16 protein-coding genes and 1 pseudogene are annotated in these 17,713 nt (G+C 72.3%); 9 read left to right on the forward strand and 8 right to left on the reverse strand.

Going from position 1 to position 17,713, the window contains the following annotated elements; translation table 11 throughout:
* Positions 1-91 precede the first annotated feature (91 nt).
* Positions 92-1,819, forward strand: coding sequence for a methionine--tRNA ligase (gene metG, locus ACZ6NC_RS21555; RefSeq protein ID WP_465735064.1), 1,728 nt, complete (start codon positions 92-94; stop codon positions 1,817-1,819).
* Between the two features lie 116 nt (positions 1,820-1,935).
* Here metG and cutA read toward each other — a convergent pair whose 3' ends face one another.
* Together cutA and ACZ6NC_RS21565 are read right to left on the reverse strand one after the other, a co-directional pair.
* On the reverse strand, positions 1,936-2,265 hold the full coding sequence (gene cutA / locus ACZ6NC_RS21560) for a divalent-cation tolerance protein CutA (RefSeq protein ID WP_465735066.1): 330 nt from the start codon (positions 2,263-2,265) through the stop codon (positions 1,936-1,938).
* 87 nt (positions 2,266-2,352) lie between these two features.
* Positions 2,353-2,835 carry a MarR family winged helix-turn-helix transcriptional regulator gene (locus tag ACZ6NC_RS21565; RefSeq protein WP_465735068.1) on the reverse strand — a complete coding sequence of 161 codons (483 nt, stop codon included), beginning with the start codon at positions 2,833-2,835 and terminating at the stop codon, positions 2,353-2,355.
* Between the two features lie 125 nt (positions 2,836-2,960).
* Between ACZ6NC_RS21565 and ACZ6NC_RS21570 the strand changes: the two genes are divergently transcribed.
* The 3 genes from ACZ6NC_RS21570 (at position 2,961) to ACZ6NC_RS21580 (ending at position 4,086) form a co-directional block, all read left to right on the forward strand.
* Positions 2,961-3,308, forward strand: a complete 348-nt coding sequence (locus ACZ6NC_RS21570) for a DMT family transporter (RefSeq protein ID WP_465735070.1) — start codon at positions 2,961-2,963, stop codon at positions 3,306-3,308.
* Positions 3,309-3,352: 44 nt separating this feature from the next.
* Positions 3,353-3,673 (forward strand): DMT family transporter, encoded by a 321-nt coding sequence (locus ACZ6NC_RS21575; RefSeq protein WP_465735072.1) that lies wholly within the window; start codon positions 3,353-3,355, stop codon positions 3,671-3,673.
* Between the two features lie 95 nt (positions 3,674-3,768).
* Positions 3,769-4,086 (forward strand): DUF6087 family protein, encoded by a 318-nt coding sequence (locus ACZ6NC_RS21580; RefSeq protein WP_465735074.1) that lies wholly within the window; start codon positions 3,769-3,771, stop codon positions 4,084-4,086.
* Positions 4,087-4,160: 74 nt separating this feature from the next.
* On the opposite strand, the gene ACZ6NC_RS21585 is transcribed toward ACZ6NC_RS21580, so the two are convergent.
* On the reverse strand, positions 4,161-5,057 hold the full coding sequence (locus ACZ6NC_RS21585; RefSeq protein ID WP_465735076.1) for a class I SAM-dependent methyltransferase: 897 nt from the start codon (positions 5,055-5,057) through the stop codon (positions 4,161-4,163).
* Between the two features lie 250 nt (positions 5,058-5,307).
* Entirely contained in the window at positions 5,308-6,225 is a 918-nt protein-coding gene (locus ACZ6NC_RS21590) for a hypothetical protein (RefSeq protein ID WP_465735078.1), read from the reverse strand.
* 320 nt (positions 6,226-6,545) lie between these two features.
* On the opposite strand from ACZ6NC_RS21590, the gene ACZ6NC_RS21595 reads away from it, so the two are divergent.
* The gene (locus tag ACZ6NC_RS21595; protein WP_465735080.1) at positions 6,546-7,601 is read left to right on the forward strand and encodes an aldo/keto reductase; all 1,056 of its coding nucleotides are present in this window, start codon (positions 6,546-6,548) and stop codon (positions 7,599-7,601) included.
* Positions 7,602-7,606: 5 nt separating this feature from the next.
* Here the strand turns inward: ACZ6NC_RS21595 and ACZ6NC_RS21600 are convergent, their stop codons facing one another.
* On the reverse strand, positions 7,607-8,497 hold the full coding sequence (locus ACZ6NC_RS21600) for an NAD(P)-dependent oxidoreductase (protein ID WP_465735082.1): 891 nt from the start codon (positions 8,495-8,497) through the stop codon (positions 7,607-7,609).
* A gap of 106 nt (positions 8,498-8,603) precedes the next feature.
* Here ACZ6NC_RS21600 and ACZ6NC_RS21605 point away from each other — a divergent pair, with 106 nt between their 5' ends.
* A complete protein-coding gene (locus ACZ6NC_RS21605) occupies positions 8,604-8,951 on the forward strand; it encodes a winged helix-turn-helix transcriptional regulator (RefSeq protein ID WP_465735084.1) in 348 nt (115 codons plus the stop codon).
* Between the two features lie 38 nt (positions 8,952-8,989).
* Here ACZ6NC_RS21605 and ACZ6NC_RS21610 read toward each other — a convergent pair whose 3' ends face one another.
* The gene (locus tag ACZ6NC_RS21610; protein WP_465735085.1) at positions 8,990-9,412 is read right to left on the reverse strand and encodes a DUF350 domain-containing protein; all 423 of its coding nucleotides are present in this window, start codon (positions 9,410-9,412) and stop codon (positions 8,990-8,992) included.
* A gap of 211 nt (positions 9,413-9,623) precedes the next feature.
* Here ACZ6NC_RS21610 and ACZ6NC_RS21615 point away from each other — a divergent pair.
* The 3 genes and pseudogenes from ACZ6NC_RS21615 to ACZ6NC_RS21625 form a co-directional block, all read left to right on the forward strand.
* A pseudogene (locus ACZ6NC_RS21615) lies at positions 9,624-9,845 on the forward strand (glutathionylspermidine synthase family protein); the annotation flags it as partial.
* A 119-nt stretch (positions 9,846-9,964) separates the two neighbouring features.
* Positions 9,965-11,911: a serine/threonine-protein kinase gene (locus tag ACZ6NC_RS21620; protein ID WP_465735087.1), complete on the forward strand. Its 1,947-nt coding sequence runs from the start codon at positions 9,965-9,967 to the stop codon at positions 11,909-11,911.
* A gap of 234 nt (positions 11,912-12,145) precedes the next feature.
* Entirely contained in the window at positions 12,146-13,975 is a 1,830-nt protein-coding gene (locus ACZ6NC_RS21625; RefSeq protein ID WP_465735089.1) for an NHL domain-containing thioredoxin family protein, read from the forward strand.
* A 60-nt stretch (positions 13,976-14,035) separates the two neighbouring features.
* On the opposite strand, the gene ACZ6NC_RS21630 is transcribed toward ACZ6NC_RS21625, so the two are convergent.
* Both ACZ6NC_RS21630 and ACZ6NC_RS21635 read right to left on the reverse strand, forming a co-directional pair.
* Positions 14,036-15,349: a M18 family aminopeptidase gene (locus ACZ6NC_RS21630; protein WP_465735091.1), complete on the reverse strand. Its 1,314-nt coding sequence runs from the start codon at positions 15,347-15,349 to the stop codon at positions 14,036-14,038.
* 371 nt (positions 15,350-15,720) lie between these two features.
* Positions 15,721-17,550 (reverse strand): acyl-CoA dehydrogenase, encoded by a 1,830-nt coding sequence (locus tag ACZ6NC_RS21635; RefSeq protein WP_465735093.1) that lies wholly within the window; start codon positions 17,548-17,550, stop codon positions 15,721-15,723.
* Between the last annotated feature and the right edge of the window lie 163 nt (positions 17,551-17,713).

Raw genomic sequence — 17,713 nt, forward strand, 5'->3', positions numbered from 1 at the left:
CGCGTCTGGCTTCCGTTGCGGCCCCCAGACCCTGCGCCTGTCACGGCACTCCGGGTAGGGGTGCGTGCGGGAGAAATTGGAGCATCCGAGGATGGCTCGGCACCTGATCACCAGCGCCCTTCCGTACATCAACGGGATCAAGCACCTGGGCAACATGGTCGGGTCGATGCTCCCGGCGGACGTCTACTCGCGGTATCTGCGGCAGCGCGGGCACGAGGTGCTGTACATCTGCGCGACGGACGAGCACGGGACGCCGGCCGAGCTGGCCGCGCAGGAGGCGGGGCTGCCGGTCGCGGACTTCTGCGCGCAGGCGCACGAGCAGCAGAAGGCGGTCTACGACGGGTTCCGCCTGTCGTTCGACCACTTCGGGCGCAGCTCGTCGCCGCAGAACCGGGAGATCACCCAGGAGATCGCGCGCGAGCTGCACGCCAATGGGTTCATCGAGGAGCGGGCGATCCGCCAGGTGTACTCGGTGACGGACGGGCGGTTCCTGCCGGACCGGTACATCGTCGGCACCTGCCCGCACTGCGGCTACGACAAGGCGCGCGGCGACCAGTGCGAGAACTGCACCCGGGTGCTGGACCCGACGGACCTGCTGGAGCCGCGTTCCGCCATCAGCGGCAGCTCGGACCTGGAGGTGCGCGAGACCAAGCACCTGTTCCTGCTCCAGTCGAAGCTGACCGACCAGGTCGAGGAGTGGGTGGCCGCGCACGGCGACCAGTGGCCGGTGCTGGCCTCCTCGATCGCCCGCAAGTGGCTGACCGAGGGCCTGCAGGACCGCGCGATCACGCGTGACCTGGAGTGGGGCGTGCCGGTGCCGGCCGACGTGTGGCCGGAGCTGGCGGCGGAGGGCAAGGTCTTCTACGTCTGGTTCGACGCCCCGATCGAGTACATCGGCGCCACCAAGGAGTGGGCGGACGCGGCGGCGGACGGCGAGCTCCGGGACTGGAAGTCCTGGTGGTACGAGGCCGACGAGACCGTCCGGTACACCGAGTTCATGGCCAAGGACAACGTCCCGTTCCACACGGTGATGTTCCCCGCGACCATCCTCGGCTCGCGCAAGCCGTGGAAGAAGGTCGACTACGTCAAGGCCTTCAACTGGCTGACGTACTACGGCGGCAAGTTCTCGACCAGCCAGAAGCGGGGCATCTTCACCGATGTCGCGCTGGAGCTGCTGCCGGCCGACTACTGGCGCTACTTCCTGATGGCGCACGCCCCCGAGTCGGACGACTCCAGCTTCACCTGGGACCTCTTCGCCTCGGTGGTCAACAAGGACCTCGCCGACACCCTCGGAAACTTCGTCAACCGGGTGCTCTCCTTCAGCCGCAAGCGGTTCGGCGACGACGTCCCGGCCGGGCACGCGGCGGGCGAGGCGGAGGAGCGGCTGGGCGCGCAGATCGCCGAGCTGCTGGCCGAGTACGAGACCCAGCTGGACGCGCTGAACTTCCGCAAGGCGGCGCAGAGCCTGCGCACGCTGTGGAGCGCGGGCAACGCATACCTGGACGAGAAGGCTCCGTGGCTCCAGGTGAAGACGGACCCGGAGGCGGCCGCGCTGACCCTGCGGACGGCGATGAACCTGATCCACCTGTACGCGGTGGTGTCCGAGCCGTTCATCCCGGCCGCGGCCCAGGCGATGCGCGAGGCGTTCGCGCTGCCCGCGGAGGCGCCGGCGCGCCGGCAGGCATGGGTGAGCGCGGAGGAGGCGCGCGCGCTGGACTTCGTGCCGGCGGGTACGGCGTTCACCGTGCCGCCGGTGCTGTTCGCGAAGATCACCGACGAGGACCTGGCGGCCTGGTCGACCCGGTTCGGCGGCGAGTAGCCGAGCAGGCCAAGAGCCGAGCGGGCGAATAGGCCAGCAGGCGAATAGCCGAGCAGGGACAGCAGTAGGCCGAGTGGCCCCCGTTGCGACGGCGCGACGGGGGCCGCTCGCATGGGTCAGGGGGCCGTTTCGGCGGCCACCCAGGCGAGGTAGTCGCTGCTGCCGGCGATCACCGGGACGGCGACGACCTCGGGGGTGTCGTAGTCGTGGTGCCCGGTGATGAAGGCGGTGAGGCGGGCGGCGAGGTCGGCGCGGGTCTTGAGGTCGACGCGCCACTCGGGGCTGTCCCGCACCTCGCCGTCCCACCAGTAGACCGACTGGACCGGGTAGACCTGCGCGCACGCGGCCAGGCGTTCGCGCACCACGGCGGCGGCCAGGGTGCGGGCCTTGGACTCGGCGTCGTGGGTCGTGGTCACCACGACGACATCGGGGGTCGGAGCTGCCATGCGGCGACCGTACCGCCCGGCTGCCCGGCGCAGGGCCGCACAGGAAGTCGGCCAGGTCGACTTCCTGTGCGCGCGGCAGGGAGGCGCTCAGCCGAGGGAGCGGCGGGCCGTAGTGAGGAGCGGGGCGAGGTCGGGGGTGGCCGCGGTTTCCTCGTCCAGGGTGCTGCTGAGGGTCTCCTCGTAGGTGGCGCGGGCCTCCTGGTGGCGGGCGCGCCCGGTGGCGGTGATCACGGTGTAGACGCCGCGCTTGTCGTCCGGACAGAGGTCCCGGTAGGTGAAGTCCGCGGCGTGCAGGCGGGCGACCAGGCGGGTGACGGAGCTCTGGTTGAGGCCGAGGCTGGTGGCGAGGTCCTGCATGCGCAGCTCGCCCTTGGGGGCCTCGGCGAGGAAGCCGAGGGCGCGGTACTCGGAGAGGCCGAGGCCGTGCCGGCGCTGGAGGGCGGTGGTGAGGCGGCTCTCGACGTGCGCGTGCAGCGCGGTGAGCCGGCTCCACATCCGGGAGTCCGACGCCTGGTCCTCCGGCGTCCCGGCGTCCGAGTCGCCGCTGGTGGGGCTGGGTTCCGAGTCCATGGGCTGCTCCTGGCACAGGCGGGGCGGTTGACACAGATTACTTGTACATGCATGCTCTTGCCCAGTCGACATTAATTTGCACATACATGCAACAAGTAACGTCACGACGAACCCGGGGGGTTCCCATGGCCTGGATCTACCTGCTCATCGCCTCGGTCTTCGAGGTCGTCTTCGCCCTCGCGACCAACGCCACCCACGGCTTCACCGTCCTGGGCCCGTCCCTGCTGACCGCCGCGGCGGCCGCGGGCGGGATCTTCTTCCTCAGCCTCGCCCTGAAGACCCTCGACGTCGGCGTCGGCTACACGGTGTGGACCGGGATCGGCTCGGTCGGCACCGTCATCCTCGGCTCGGTCATCTTCCACGAGTCGATGAACCTCGGGAAGGCGGCGGCCTTCGTCCTGATCATCGGCGGCGTGCTCGGTCTCAAGCTCGCCGACAGGCTCAGCGGCTCCGAGCCGCCGGCCACCGCCTGATCCCGCGCAGCCACCGACCCCAACCGACCAAGGAGCACACCGTCATGGCCTGGATCTTCCTCGCGATCGCCGTCGTCTTCGAGATCGCCTTCGCCCTCGGCACCAACGCCACCAACGGCTTCACCAAGCTCTGGCCGTCCGTCCTCACCCTGGTCGCGGCCGCGGGCGGCATCTTCACCCTCAGCCTCGCGCTCAGGACGCTGGACGTCAGCGTCGGCTACACCATCTGGACCGGCCTCGGCTCGATCGGCACCGTCGTCTTCGGCGCGCTGATCTACAAGGAGCGGATCACCCTGCCCAAGCTGCTCTCCTTCGCCTCGATCATCGCCGGAGCCGTCACCCTGAAGCTTGCATCGGGACTCTGACGGTCAGTCACCTTCACTCGATCGTGGACTCGACCCGCCCTCCCCCGTCGGCCAGACTGGCGGGACCGGCTCCGGCCGACGTGAGGGAGGTGGCGGTGAGCGCCGAGGACGAGCCCCTGGCCGAGTGGTACGCGCGACGGGCGGACCGGCGCCGCGCCCCCGGCACGCGGGACGCGATCACGCTGGCCGCCGGCCCGCGCCGCGGTGCCCACGTACTCCGGGACGTGCCACGGCTGGTGGTCGAGTGGGACGGCTTCGCCTGGCAGCCGGTCGGCGTGGCCGCGAACTACGCGGAGGCGTACCCGCTGATCGTCCGCACCGGGCCGGCCGAGGCGTTCCCGCAGGCCGACACCCCGGTGCCGCTGTTGCGCAAGGGCACCGGGCGGCACCGGAAGCCGGACCAGGCCGGCTGACCCCGGCGCCCAGGCCGGCCGACGGCGCCCGGGGCCGGCCCCGGGCGGCGAATCACTGCCGCAGCAGGGCCTTCTCAGCCCGCTGCCCGGGCGGTGTGGACGGTGGTGGCGGTCAGGTAGAAGGCGTCGGGGCGGGTGAGGATGCCGGTGGGGGCGTCGCGGTCGAGCAGGGCGTCCAGTGTGGCGAGGTCCTCGGCGTCCAGGCTCTCGTCCAACTGGGCCCGGCGGCGGTCGAGATGGGCGTGCAGGTGCTCGCGGGCCGGGGCGGCGAGCGGGGCCGGCCACTCGACGAGGAAGGTGTGCGAGCCGGCGGGGGTCAGGCCGGCCCGGGTCAGCATGGCCGGCCAGTCCTCCACCTCCTCGATGCTGCCCGGGAGTTGGGCGCGCATCGCGGCGAAGGTGTCCTCGTGGGCGGCGTCCATCCGGGCCTGGAGCCCGGGGCGGCCGAGGCCGAGGTCCCGCGGCAGGAACCGCAGCGGCAGCCCGCGTTCGGCGACGGCGAGCAGGCCGCCCGGGCGCAGCGAGCCGGCCAGGGCGGTCAACGCCGCCTGCTGGTCGCCGAGATGGTGGATCGCCTGGGACGACCAGATCAGGTCAGCCTCACCGAGCAGGCCGAACTCGGCCGGCAGGTCGGCCTGCTGGGTGGTGATCCGGCCGGACGAGCGGGCCTCGGCGCGGGCCAGCAGCGCGGCCGACTGGTCGACGGCGACCACCTCGGCGGCCGGGAACGCGTCGGCGAGCAGGCCCGCGACGACGCCCGGGCCGCTGCCGACATCCAGCACCCGCCCGACGGGGGTGCCGTCCACCGACTCGCGCAGCCACCGGACGGCCTGGGCGAATGCCGGGGTGTTGAGTTCGCCCTCGCGCTCCAGGAGGGTGGCGAGCGCCGACCAGTCCATGTCGGGCGCGGGCGTGTGGTGGCCGTGGTGCGCCGAGGTGTGGGCGGGGGCGTGATGGTGCGGTCGGTTCATGACGTACTCCGTTCGGATCGGTACCGGCTTCACAGCGAGGCGGCGGCGAGCGCCTGGTCGACCCCACTCACCGCGATCACCTCCACCGCCAGGCTGCGACCGCCCCCGCACCACCGGCAAGCTTTGTTGCCGGTTCCGCAAACAGCGCCGCCCGCCCGTCACCCAGCGCGCCGCCCATCCGTCACCCGGTGCGCCGCCCGCCCTTCACCCAGCGCGGCGACCTCCCGTCACCCAGCGCGCCGCCCATCCGTCACCCGGTGCGGCGCCAGTACGAACGCGCGGCGGCCGCGAGGGCCACGCCGTAGACGGCGAAGGCGCCGAGACCGATCCAGCAGACCAGCAGCACGTCCGCCTCGGTGGGGAACTCCCCGCGCGACACGCTCACCACGCCCATGGTGGCGAGCGCCGCGTAGCCGATGCCGAAGATCCCGTACGGCGCGAGGGTGGCGGCGCCGAGCAGCGCGGGGGTGAGCGGCAGCCAGCGGGGGACGCGACGGCCGCGCAGCAACGGCGTCCAGCGCGGGAACACCTGGCCCCACGGGCGGACCAGACCCCAGAGCAGGAACACGCCGAGCGCCGCCAGCAGCGCCGTCGCGTCGATGCCCCAGGACGCCAGGGTGAGCCAGAGCCCGGAGGCGCCGTTGCGTTCGGCGTCGGCCCGCATCGCGGCCCCGCTCAGACCGGCGAAGGTGCCGCCGAGGGCCCAGGTCGTCTTCATCACGGCGTACGGCACGAACGCCACCGTCCCGGCCAGGGCGGCCAGTTGGACCTGCCCCGAGGCCGCCGACGGCGCCGGGAGTGCGTCTGCTCCGGCCGCCCGGGCGGGCGAACGGCCGGTGCGCGCGGTGGCCGCCAGCAGGACGGCGCCGAGCGCGGAGAGAGCGCGCTGGGCCGCGCTCGGCCAACTGTCCACGTTCTGGCTGAAGACCAGCGTGATGACGTCCATCAGCAGACTGAACGCCGCCGCGCCGGCCAGGACGCAGAGCGTCCGGAGCACCGCCCGCAGCGCCGGGCGCAGCCCGCACCACGCCGTCGCGGCCCCGGCGAGGGCGGCGGCAACACCCACCGTGGCGACCGTCCACCCCAGCCAGGTCACCCCGAACAGGGCCGTCCCGGTCGCCGCGCAGCCGACCCCGAAGGCCGCGTACGCGACGCCCCAGACGGCCACCCCCCGGCCGTCCCCGACCCACGCGGACGCACCCGGCCCAGCCGCACCCCGCCCGGGCGCGCCCCGCTCGCCCGCCCCCCGCACCGTCGCCCAACCGCTCGCTGCTGTCATGCCCCCAAGCTCGCACCGGACGCCCCGCCCGGCCTCCCCCTCCCAGGGGAGCCCCTCCCCCTCAGGGGGGACATCGGCCGGATTCCGGCGGAGGCCGGCCCCGGCAGTCCCTTGCCCTGGAGCGCACTCCAGGCCCTACCGTCGGGACCAGGAGCACGGATCCCGACCAGGGACACGGCCACCCACCCACCACCAGGGGGACCAGAACCATGCGCTACCGCGTCCTCGGCGGCACCGGCATCGAGGTGAGCGCCTACTGCCTCGGCACCATGATGTTCGGCGCGGTCGGCAACCCCGACCACGACGACTGCGCCCGGATCATCCACACCGCCCTCGACCAGGGCATCAACTTCGTCGACACCGCCGACATGTACTCGGCGGGCGAGTCCGAGGAGATCGTCGGCAAGGCCCTGGAGAGCCGCGGCAACCGCGACGACGTCGTCCTCGCCACCAAGGTGCACTTCCCGATGGGCGAGGGCCGCAACCGGGGCGGCAACTCCCGCCGCTGGATCGTCCGCGAGGTGGAGGAGAGCCTGCGGCGGCTGCGGACCGACTGGATCGACCTCTACCAGGTCCACCGGCCCGACCACACCACCGACATCGAGGAGACCCTCTCCGCGCTCGGCGACCTCGTCCGGGCCGGCAAGATCCGCGCCTTCGGCTGCTCGACCTTCCCCGCCGAACAGATCGTCGAGGCGTACCACGTCGCCGACCGCCGCGGCCTGCCGCGCTTCCGCACCGAGCAGCCGCCGTACTCGCTGCTCGCCCGCGGCATCGAACGGCACGTGCTGCCGACGGTGCAGCGGCTCGGCATGGGCGCGCTGACCTGGAGCCCGCTCGCCTCCGGCTTCCTCACCGGGCGCTACCGCAAGGACCGCCCGATCGACCTCACCACCGGCCGGGCCGCCCTCACCCCGGCCCGCTTCGACCCGGCACTGCCGGTCACCGCGGCCAAGCTCGACGCCGTCGAGGAGCTGACCGCACTTGCCGACGACCTCGGCCGCACCCTGCCCGAGCTGGCCCTCGCCTTCCCGCTGGCGCACCCGGCCGTCACCTCGGTGATCATCGGCCCGCGCACCGGGGAGCAGTTGGCGGCGGCCCTCAAGGGCGCCGACCTCGTCCTGGACGATGCCGCCCTCGACCGTATCGACGCGATCGTCCCTCCCGGCACCGACCTCTACCACCCGGACGGCGTCTGGCAGCCGCCCGCCCTCACCGAGCCGGCGCTGCGCCGCCGCCCCGTCACCGACCGCCCGGCGGGGTAGCGGGCCTACCGCCGCAGCAGGTCGATCACCCCGGTGAGGTCCTCCGCCCCGTCGCCCTCGGCGAGGCGCCGCTCCATCAGGGCCAGGTAGGGCGTGAGCAGTTCGGCGCTGACGCCTTGCTCCTCGGCGGTGCGCAGCAGGGTGGACGTGCCGGCGACCTGCATGGCGAGGTTGGAGACGACGCCCTCGGTGTAGTCGCCGCTCTCCAGCTGCTCGGCGGTCCTGGCCGCCGATCCGGCCATCGCACCGATCCAGGAGGTGAGCAGCGGGGCGAGGTCGCCGGGGGCGACGGACTCCTTGCGGATCAGCGCGAAGGCGTGCGCGACCCCGGCGAACATGCCGTACATCGCGCTCAGCAGCGCCACGTCGTGCAGCGCGGCGAAGCCGGCATCCGCTCCGACATAGGTGGTGCCGGCCGGGACGGCGAGGGTGTCCCGGTGCTCCTCGAACAGCTCGGGCGAGCCGCTGTAGAAGACGTACGGGCCGGCCGCCGGGACGCCGATCATCGGCGGTACGGCCATGATCCCGCCGTCCAGGTAGCGGGCGCCGCGCTCGCGGGCCCACTCGGCGCGGGCGCGGGCCTGGCCGGGGGTGCCGGTGATCAGGTTGACCACGTCCTTGCCGGCCAGGTCGACGCCGTCCAGCGCCTCGTCGACGGAGGCGTCGTCCAGCAGGCAGACGACGAGCAGCCGGTTGGCGGCGACCGCCTCGGCGGCGGTGGCGGCGACGGTGGCGCCCTGCGCGGCGAGCGGTTCGGCCCGGGCGGGGGTGCGGTTCCAGACGGTCAGCGGGTGCCCGGCGGCGAGCCAGGTGCGGGCGAGCGCGGCGCCCATCGCGCCGAGGCCGAGCAGGGTGACGGGGGTCTTCGAAACGGGGTCAACGATGTTCTGTGTCATGCCGATCAGGCTCGTCGCAGGCCCCGGGCGTGATCAAGTACGCACTTCGAAGTGGGTGGTTACCCTGAAGTGAGCAAGCAGGTCGGGCCGGGGTGAGGGGTGGGGCATGGCGACGGTGCCGAGGCCGGGCGCGTACGTCTGCGGGATCGACGCCGCGATGGACGTGATCGGCGGCAAGTGGAAGGTGCTGATCCTCTGGGCGCTGGACGAGCGCCCGGACTGCCGGTTCGGCGAGCTGCGCCGCCGGGTACCGGGCATCACCGAGAAGGTGCTCGCCGCCCACCTCCGCGAGCTGGAGGCGGACGGCATCGTGCACCGCGAGGTCTACGACGAGGTACCGCCGCGGGTCGAGTACTCGCTGACGCCGGTCGGCGCCCGGCTGAACGCGGCGCTGGCGCCGCTGGGCGCGTGGGGCCGCGAGCACGTTCTCGGCGGGGTGGCGCACCCGGCCTGACCGGGCGGCCCCACCCGGGCCCGTCAGGCGGGGTGGGCTCAGGCGATCGACGCCGCCACGATCGCGGCCACCGCGAGGTTGCAGCTGGCCGAGACCCAGACCGCCGGGTGCGGCTCGGGGTCGACCAGGATCGCGCCGAGCTTGCCCGGCGTCAGCACGTCCACCACCCAGAACGCGACGGCCATCAGGACCAGGCCGAGCAGACCGAAGCAGGCGGTGGAGACCAGGCCCTTCCCGAAGTCCTCGTAGGTGTAGAGGATCGCGGTGAAGACGATGCCGCCGATGCCGAGCAGCGCCGAGCTGAGCAGCACGGCGGCGTTGCGGTTGCGCTCGACCCAGATCTGGTGGCCGAGCTTGCCGGGCGTCAGCACGTCCACCAGGCAGACGCCGAGGAGCAGCAGCACCACGCCGACGGCGCCGAAGGCGGCGGCCGCGCCGAGGCCGTGCAGGATGTCGTTCATGGGTGTCTGACCCCCCGGGTCCAACGGTCAAGGATCGGCAAAACATATCCCATCGGACCGCGCCACAGTCGGGGCCCCGGGACCCCTCCCGTACCATCCGGCCCCACGCGCACCATCGGGCGCCATGACGTCGCCATCGCGCTCCGCCGCAGCCACCGGGTCCGACACCCCGTGACCGGACGGCCGCGAGACCCGGCTCGCCGACTGGGCCGGCGACCCGGACAGCTACGGCCCCGAGGGCCACTGCTACCAGCAGTACCACCCGCTGCCCGACTTCGACGGCAACCGCCCGGTGCTCGGCGCCTGGGTGGTCGACGGCGAGGCGGCGGGCCTCGGCATCCACGAGACGGACGACAGCCCGATCACCCACCGGGGCGCCCGCTTCCTGCCGCACATCATCGTGGGGCCGAACCCGCCGACCCCGAATCACTGACTACGCTCCACTGACCAATGGCGTCCGAACTCATGGGCCCCTCATCGGGCACTCAGGGCCGTCACCTGATTGACATGCACCGATTGCCCTGATTTTTCGAGCACCCTACGTTGTTGACCATGGCAGGGGCCGAGGACGATACCGGACGGGTGGTCGCAGGGCGCTACACCCTGGTGCGACGGCTCGGCGCCGGGGGCATGGGCCGGGTCTGGCTCGCCCATGACGAGGTGTTGGCCTGCGATGTCGCGCTCAAGGAGATCGACGTCCCGCCGGGCCTGCCGGAGCAGGAGATGAGCGCCCGTATCGCCAGGGCCCGCAGTGAGGCGCGGCATGCCGCCAGGCTGCGGAACCACCCGCATGTCGCCACGGTGCACGACATCGTCGAGGAGAACGGTCTGCCGTGGATCGTCATGGAGTACGTGCCCGGCGCGACGGACCTGGAGGCCCTCGTGCACGAGCACGGGCCGCTGCCGCCCGCGGAGGTCGCGCGCATCGGTCTGGCCGTCCTCGATGCCCTGACGGAGGGCCATCGGCTCGGCATCCTGCACCGGGACGTCAAGCCGGCCAACATCCTGCTGACGAGCCCCGCACCGCGGACGTCGCGCCCCGGGGAAGGCGGAGGGGTGCTGCTGGCCGACTACGGCATCGCGCTGGAGCCGGCCTCGGGTGAGCCGCGGCTCACCTCGGCTTCCGGGATCGTGGGGACTCCCGGCTACCTGGCCCCGGAACGGGCGCGCGGCGGGGAGCCGAGCCCGGAGTCCGACCTGTTCTCCCTCGGCGCCACGCTGTACTTCGCGGTCGCGGGCAGAGGCCCCTTCGACGCGGACAGCGACGCCGCCTCCCTGACCGCGCTCCTGTTCGGGGAACCCGCGCTGCCGGCCCACGTCACGGGGCCCCTGGTGCCTGTCATCAAGGGCCTGTTGGCCAAGGACCCGGCGGAGCGGATGACGGGTGAGGAGGCGGCCGAGAAGCTCGCCGAGGCCTCCGCTGCGCCCGAGCCCGCCCCGACGCCCGAACCCGCCCCGACGCCCGAGCCCGCCCCGACGATCGTGACCCCCACGGGCCCGCCTCCGCCACCGCCGTCACCTCCGACGGTCCAGCAGCTGCCTCCCCTGCCGGGCACACCGGGGCCCAAACCCCGTCGTAAGATCCCGGCCGGCCGTACCGTGGCCATCGTCGTGGCCGCGGCACTGGTCCTGGGCGGCGCCGTGTGGGCAGGGGCGACCCTGCTCGGCGGCTCGGGCACGTCCTCAGCCCCGGCTGCCGCCTCGGGCACGTCCTCAGCCCCGGCTACCAGCCCCGGCACATCCTCGCCCCCGGCTTCTGTCGGCCCGGTACCGCCCTACGGGGACGCCGTGGGTCTGCAGCAGGAACTGAAGCGGGGCGACTGCGTCACCGCCGTGTGGAACGGCGCGAAGTTCCAAGGGCTGCCCAAGCTCGGCGTCCTGGACTGCATCAAGGAGACCCCGGACGGTCAGGTGGTCGATATGGCCGACGTGAACTCCCTGGACGATGCGACGCAAAACGGCAATGCCATCTGCGATGCACGGCTGCGGACCACCGTCCAGTCGCTGGCGGACGCACAGTCGTATGCCGTTCCGCCGAGCAAACAGGGCTGGGACAGCGGCGTGCGCGCCATGCCCTGCCTGGTCTTCGGCAAGTCCATCGGAATCGTGGGGCCGGTGGGCGCGTTCCGCCAGATCGGCCTGGAGCTCTACCTGGCCGACACGTCGGTCGGCGACTGCATCGACACGCAGAAGGAGCAGAACAACACAACTCCGATCACCCTCGCGGACTGCAACGTGCCACACCAGGAACAGGTGCTGGGCTTCGTCCTGCCACCCGCCGGCGTGACCTACAAGTCGGTGAGCGAGACGGACGCGCCCAAACTCTGCACGCAGCAATACGGCGCCTACAAGAACGGCGGCCACGATCTCAACGCCTGGACGACGAGCGACGAAAACGAATGGAATCAAGGGTTCCGCTACGTGATGTGCACGCTGATCATGGCTGACGCCTCAAAGCTCCCCGCCGGCACGGTGAAGTCCGCGGCAGTGAGCCGCTGACGCGCGAAGGGCCAGGCTTTGTGCGAGCGTGCCCCCGCCCGCCGTTCGACCCGATCCATGGCCCGGCGCGAAGCACCGCCGCGCCCCGGCGTTGAATGCCCCCACGGATCCCGGCACCGCCGACACCGCCGCCGTCGCCCGCGCCCTCGGCCTCACCCCCACCGACGAGCACCAGGACGGCGAGATCCGCCGGCGGCCGGAATACCCTCCCGCCGGGTGGGGTTTGATTGCCTCATGGCATCTCGTGCACGTGTACGCGCCCCCGAGCTGGTCGGGGCAGGCGGTTGGCTGAACACCGGCGGCAAGGAACTGGCGCTCGCCGACTTCCGCGGCAAGATCACCATCCTGGACTTCTGGACCTTCTGCTGCATCAACTGCCTGCACGTCCTGGACGAGCTGCGCGAGCTGGAGGAGAAGCACCGTGACACGGTGGTGATCGTCGGCGTGCACTCGCCGAAGTTCGTGCACGAGGCCGACCACCAGGCCGTGGTGGACGCCGTGGCGCGGTACGAGGTGCACCACCCGGTGCTGGACGACCCGGCGCTCGCGACGTGGAAGCAGTACGCGGTGCGGGCGTGGCCGACGCTGGTGGTGATCGACCCCGAGGGGTACGTGGTCGCCCAGCACGCCGGTGAGGGGCACGCGCACGCCATCGCCCGGCTGGTGGAGGAGCTGGAGGCGGAGCACGCCGCCAAGGGCACGCTGCGCCGCGGCGACGGCCCGTACGTGGCGCCGGAGCCCACCGCGGGGGACCTCAAGTTCCCGGGGAAGGCCATCCGGCTGCCGAACGGCCACTTCCTGGTCGCCGACTCCGGGCACCACTCGCTGGTCGAGCTGGCCGAGGACGGCGAGACGGTCGTCCGGCGGATCGGCGACGGCGTCCGCGGCCTGGTGGACGGCGCCGACCCCCGGTTCAGCGAGCCGCAGGGCTTGGCGCTGCTGCCGGAGGGGGGCGAGTACGACGTGATCGTCGCCGACACCGTCAACCACGCGCTGCGCGGCGTCCGGCTGGCCGACGGCAGCGTCACCACCCTGGCCGGCACCGGCCGGCAGTGGTGGCAGGGCTCCGCCACCGAGGGCCCGGCCCGCGAGGTGGACCTCTCCTCGCCGTGGGACGTGGCCTGGTTCGACGGCAAGGTGTGGATCGCCATGGCCGGCGTCCACCAGCTGTGGGCGTACGACCCGGCGGCCGGCACCGTCGGCGTCGCGGCCGGCACCACCAACGAGGGCTTGGTCGACGGCCTGGCCGCCGAGGCCTGGTTCGCCCAGCCGTCCGGCCTGGCCGTCTCGGCGGACGGCGAGAAGCTCTGGGTGGCCGACTCGGAGACGTCCGCGCTGCGCTGGCTCAGTCGGTCAGAAGGGGCACGTGGAACGACGACGGTCCACACTGCCGTCGGCACCGGCCTGTTCGACTTCGGCCACCGCGACGGCACGGCTGACCAGGCGCTGCTCCAGCACCCGCTCGGCGTCACCGTGCTGCCCGACGGCTCGGTGGCCGTCAGCGACACCTACAACCACGCGCTGCGCCGCTTCGACCCGGCGACCGGTGAGGTCACCACGCTGGCCACCGACCTGCGCGAGCCCTCGGGCGCGGTGCTGGTCGACGGCGACATCGTGGTGGTCGAGTCGGCCCGGCACCGGCTGACCAGGCTGCGGCTGCCCGAGGAGGCCGTCCGGGTCGAGTCGGTCGCGCACCGCACCCAGCGGGCCGCCACCGAGGTCGCGCCGGGCGCGTTCCGGCTGGACGTGGTCTTCTCGGCGCCGACCGGCCAGAAGCTGGACGAGCGGTACGGCCCGTCCACCCGGCTGCTGGTCAGCTCCACCCCGCCGGAGCTGCTGGTCTCCGGCGCGGGCGCCGACTCCGCGCTCTCCCGCGAGCTGGTGCTCTCCGACGAGGTGGCCGAGGGCGTGCTGCACGTCTCGGCGATGGCCGCGTCCTGCGACGACGACCCGGAGATCGAGTTCCCGGCCTGCCACGTCCACCAGCAGGACTGGGGCGTCCCGGTGAAGCTGGCCGCGGACGGCGCGCGCCGGCTGCCGCTGGTGCTGGCGGGCCTGGAGTAGGCGCCGCCCGGTACGGCGAAGGGCCCGGCGGGTGCGCCGGGCCCTTCGTCATGCCGCTGCTCAGCCCTCCAGGAAGGCCTTGATCGCGCTCGCCAGCAGGTACGGGTCGTCCGCCCCGCACAGCTCGCGCGCCGAGTGCATGGAGAGCGCGGCGATGCCGCAGTCCACCGTCTGGATGCCCAGGCGGGCCGCGGTGATCGGGCCGATCGTCGTACCGCAGGGCATGGCGTTGTTGGAGACGAAGGTCTGCCACGGCACGCCGGCCTTCTCGCAGGCCGCCGCGAACACCGCCCGGCCGATGCCGTCGGTGGCGTACCGGTTGTTGACGTTGACCTTGAGGATCGGCCCGCCGTTCGGCATCGGGTGGTGCCCCGGCTCGTGCCGCTCGCTGTAGTTCGGGTGGACGGCGTGGCCCATGTCGGAGGAGAGGCAGACGGTGCCGGCCAGCGCCCGGGCGCGGTCCTCGGGGCTACCGCCGCGCGCGTAGACGGTGCGCTCCAGCACGTTGCCGAGCAGCGGGCTCTGCGCGCCGGTGTCCGACTCGCTGCCGGTCTCCTCGTGGTCGAAGGCGGCCAGCACCGGGATGTACGGCAGACCGGCGCCGTCCGCCCCGGCGGCGGTGGCCACCGCGGCGAGAGCGGCGGCGGCGGCGTGCACCGAGAGCAGGTTGTCCAGTCGCGGGCCGGCCAGCAGCTCGCGGTCCCGGCCCAGGTAGGTGGCGGGCTGGACGTCGTGGGTCATGAGGTCCCAGCCGGCCACGTCGGCGGCCTCGACACCGGCCCGCTGCGCGACGTACTCGATCAGCGAGCCCTCGTCGACCGGGCCGAGCCCCCAGATCGGGGTGAGGTGGCGCTGCTTGTCGAGCTTCATGCCCTCGTTGACCTGGCGGTCGAGGTGGATGGCCAGCTGCGGCACGCGCAGCAGCGGCTCGTCCAGCTGCACCAGCCGCGAGCTGCCGTCGCGCAGCGCGAGCCGCCCGGAGAGGCCGAGGTCCCGGTCGAGCCAGGTGTTCAGCGGCACGCCGCCGTAGATCTCCACGGCGACCTGCCGCCAGCCCGCGGAGCCGGTGTCCGGCAGCGGCTTGACCCGCAGGTTCGGCGAGTCGGTGTGGGTGCCGACCACCCGGAACGGCGTCTCGGGCCCGGCACCCTCCGGCACGTACCAGGCGATCAGCGCACCGCCGCGGATCAGGTACCGACCGCCGGCCGCCGCGTCCCAGGCGTCCGTCTCGGAGACCTGCCGGAAGCCCGCCTTCTCCAGCCGCTCCGCGGCGCTGGCGACCGCGTGGTACGGCGACGGTGAGGTACCGAGGAAGGCGATCAGATCATCGGTGTGCGTCCGGTCGAAGAAGGCCTGGCGGGCGGCGGTCGACATGCTGCTCCTGAGTCGAGGGAGGGCCGAAGCCGGATGGGGGGTCGGCTTCGCACCTTGAGCATATGCCCGTACACGGACATGACACTGGGAACCTCCCAACGGATGCAGAACGCAGACAGAACCGTGAACTGACGCCGCGGCGGGTGCCCGCGACCCTGCGATTGCGCCCGGTCGCGGACGGTCATGGCGAACCGTCGGAAGGCCGTCCAGCGGGGACCGGGCCGGAATCGGCCGTCCCCTGACGGTGAAACACCGAAGGGCCCGGTCGGAACCGGGCCCTTCGGCGTGAGGGTTGGGTCAGGCGGTCAGAGAGGTGTCACGCGCAGCCTGGCCGATGAGGGAGCGGCGGCGGGCGACGGGTGGGGCCGAGGCTAGAACGCCTCCTCCGCCAGCTCCATGATCTCGTTGTCGATGCCCTCGGCGATCAGGCGCTGCGAGGCGACGGTCGGCAGGATGTTCTTGGCGAAGAAGCGGGCCGCCGCGACCTTGCCCTGGTAGAAGGGGACGTCCTTCTCGGAGGCGCCGGCCTCCAGCTTGGCCAGGGCCACCGCGGCCTGGCGCAGCAGCAGCCAGCCGACCACGACGTCGCCGGAGACCATCAGCAGGCGGGTGGTGTTGAGGCCCACCTTGTACATGTTCTTGACGTCCTGCTCGACCGAGGAGAGGTCGGCCAGCAGCTTGCCGACGATGGCCTCCAGGTCGCCGGCGGCCTTGGCGAGAAGCTCGCGCTCGGCGGCCAGGGCGTCGCCGCCCGCGGCCGAGCCGAGGAACTTCTGGATCTGCTCGGACAGCGCGGTGAGCGCCTGGCCGCCGTCCTTGACGATCTTGCGGAAGAAGAAGTCCTGGCCCTGGATCGCGGTGGTGCCCTCGTAGAGGGTGTCGATCTTGGCGTCCCGGATGTACTGCTCGATCGGGTACTCCTGCAGGTAGCCGGAGCCACCGAAGGTCTGCAGGGACTGGGCGAGCTGCTCGTAGGACTTCTCGGAGCCGTAGCCCTTGACGATCGGCAGCAGCAGGTCGTTCAGGCGCTCGGCGGCCTCGTCGGTCTCGCCGCGCAGGCGGGCGGCCAGCACGTCGTCCTGGGTGGAGGCGGTGAGCAGCACGAGGGCGCGCATGCCCTCGGCGTACGCCTTCTGGGTGAGCAGCGAGCGGCGCACGTCCGGGTGGTGCGTGATGGTGACGCGCGGGGCGGTCTTGTCCAGGAACTGCGAGATGTCCGCGCCCTGCACGCGCTCCTTGGCGTACTCCAGCGCGTTGAGGTAGCCGGTGGAGAGGGTGGCGATGGCCTTCGTACCGACCATCATCCGGGCGAACTCGATGATCTTGAACATCTGGCGGATGCCGTCGACCTTCTCGCCCAGCAGCCAGCCCTTGGCCGGGTGCTTGGCACCGAAGGTCATCTCGCAGGTGTTCGAGGCCTTGAGGCCCATCTTGTGCTCGACGTTGGTGGCGTAGACACCGTTGCGCTCGCCGAGCTCGCCGGTCTCCCAGTCGAAGTCGTACTTCGGCACGATGTAGAGGCCGAGGCCCTTGGTGCCCGGCTTGCCGCCCTCGGGGCGGGCCAGCACCATGTGGATGATGTTCTCGGACATGTCGTGCTCGCCCGAGGTGATGAAGCGCTTCACACCCTCGATGTGCCAGGAGCCGTCCTCCTGCTTGATCGCCTTGGTGCGGCCGGCGCCGACGTCCGAACCGGCGTCAGGCTCGGTCAGCACCATGGTGGAGCCCCAGAGGCGGTCGGTCATCCGCTTGGCGACCTCCAGCTGCTCCGGGGTGCCCTCGTCGGCGATGACACCGGCGAACGCCGGGCCGGAGGAGTACATCCAGATGGCCGGGTTCGAGCCGAGGATCTGCTCGGCGAAGCCCCAGATCAGCGAGGACGGGGTGACCTGGCCGCCGATGGACTCCGGGATGCCCAGGCGCCACCACTCGGCGTCCATGAAGGCCTGGTAGCTCTTCTTGAACGAGGCCGGGATCGGCGCGGTGTTGGTCTCCGGGTCGAACACCGGCGGGTTGCGGTCGGTGTCGGTGAAGGACTCGGCGAGGTCGTTCTCGGCGAGGCGCGCGATCTCGCTCAGGATGCTCTTCGCGGTCTCGACGTCCATGTCCGCGAACGGTCCGGTGCCGTACACCTGGTCGCGGCCGAACACCTCGAAGAGGTTGAACTCCACGTCCCGCAGGTTGGACTTGTAGTGACCCATGGCCGTTTTCTCCGGTTCGTCGCTTCCGGGAGACCGCCGCGTTCGGGCGCCCCGTACCCACCAGTAGGCATCATGATGCTACCCAGCGGTAACTTGTTTCAAGCCCCTGGCGGCGAATCCGCTATGAACGTGGTCACGTCCCACAAGCCGGGACGCCCACTCC

The sequence above is a fragment of the Kitasatospora sp. NPDC041988 genome, from assembly GCF_055588525.1.

Bases quoted from the DNA above. Each gene is read 5' to 3' on its own strand.
- metG (WP_465735064.1), top strand. From the start codon at position 92: ATGGCTCGGCACCTGATCACCAGCGCCCTTCCGTACATCAACGGGATC.
- ACZ6NC_RS21575 (WP_465735072.1), top strand. From the start codon at position 3,353: ATGGCCTGGATCTTCCTCGCGATCGCCGTCGTCTTCGAGATCGCCTTC.
- ACZ6NC_RS21595 (WP_465735080.1), top strand. From the start codon at position 6,546: ATGCGCTACCGCGTCCTCGGCGGCACCGGCATCGAGGTGAGCGCCTAC.
- ACZ6NC_RS21625 (WP_465735089.1), top strand. From the start codon at position 12,146: ATGGCATCTCGTGCACGTGTACGCGCCCCCGAGCTGGTCGGGGCAGGC.
- ACZ6NC_RS21565 (WP_465735068.1), bottom strand. From the start codon at position 2,835: ATGGACTCGGAACCCAGCCCCACCAGCGGCGACTCGGACGCCGGGACG.
- ACZ6NC_RS21610 (WP_465735085.1), bottom strand. From the start codon at position 9,412: ATGAACGACATCCTGCACGGCCTCGGCGCGGCCGCCGCCTTCGGCGCC.
- cutA (WP_465735066.1), bottom strand. From the start codon at position 2,265: ATGGCAGCTCCGACCCCCGATGTCGTCGTGGTGACCACGACCCACGAC.
- ACZ6NC_RS21600 (WP_465735082.1), bottom strand. From the start codon at position 8,497: ATGACACAGAACATCGTTGACCCCGTTTCGAAGACCCCCGTCACCCTG.
- ACZ6NC_RS21620 (WP_465735087.1), top strand. From the start codon at position 9,965: ATGGCAGGGGCCGAGGACGATACCGGACGGGTGGTCGCAGGGCGCTAC.
- ACZ6NC_RS21635 (WP_465735093.1), bottom strand. From the start codon at position 17,550: ATGGGTCACTACAAGTCCAACCTGCGGGACGTGGAGTTCAACCTCTTC.
- ACZ6NC_RS21570 (WP_465735070.1), top strand. From the start codon at position 2,961: ATGGCCTGGATCTACCTGCTCATCGCCTCGGTCTTCGAGGTCGTCTTC.
- ACZ6NC_RS21585 (WP_465735076.1), bottom strand. From the start codon at position 5,057: ATGAACCGACCGCACCATCACGCCCCCGCCCACACCTCGGCGCACCAC.
- ACZ6NC_RS21605 (WP_465735084.1), top strand. From the start codon at position 8,604: ATGGCGACGGTGCCGAGGCCGGGCGCGTACGTCTGCGGGATCGACGCC.
- ACZ6NC_RS21630 (WP_465735091.1), bottom strand. From the start codon at position 15,349: ATGTCGACCGCCGCCCGCCAGGCCTTCTTCGACCGGACGCACACCGAT.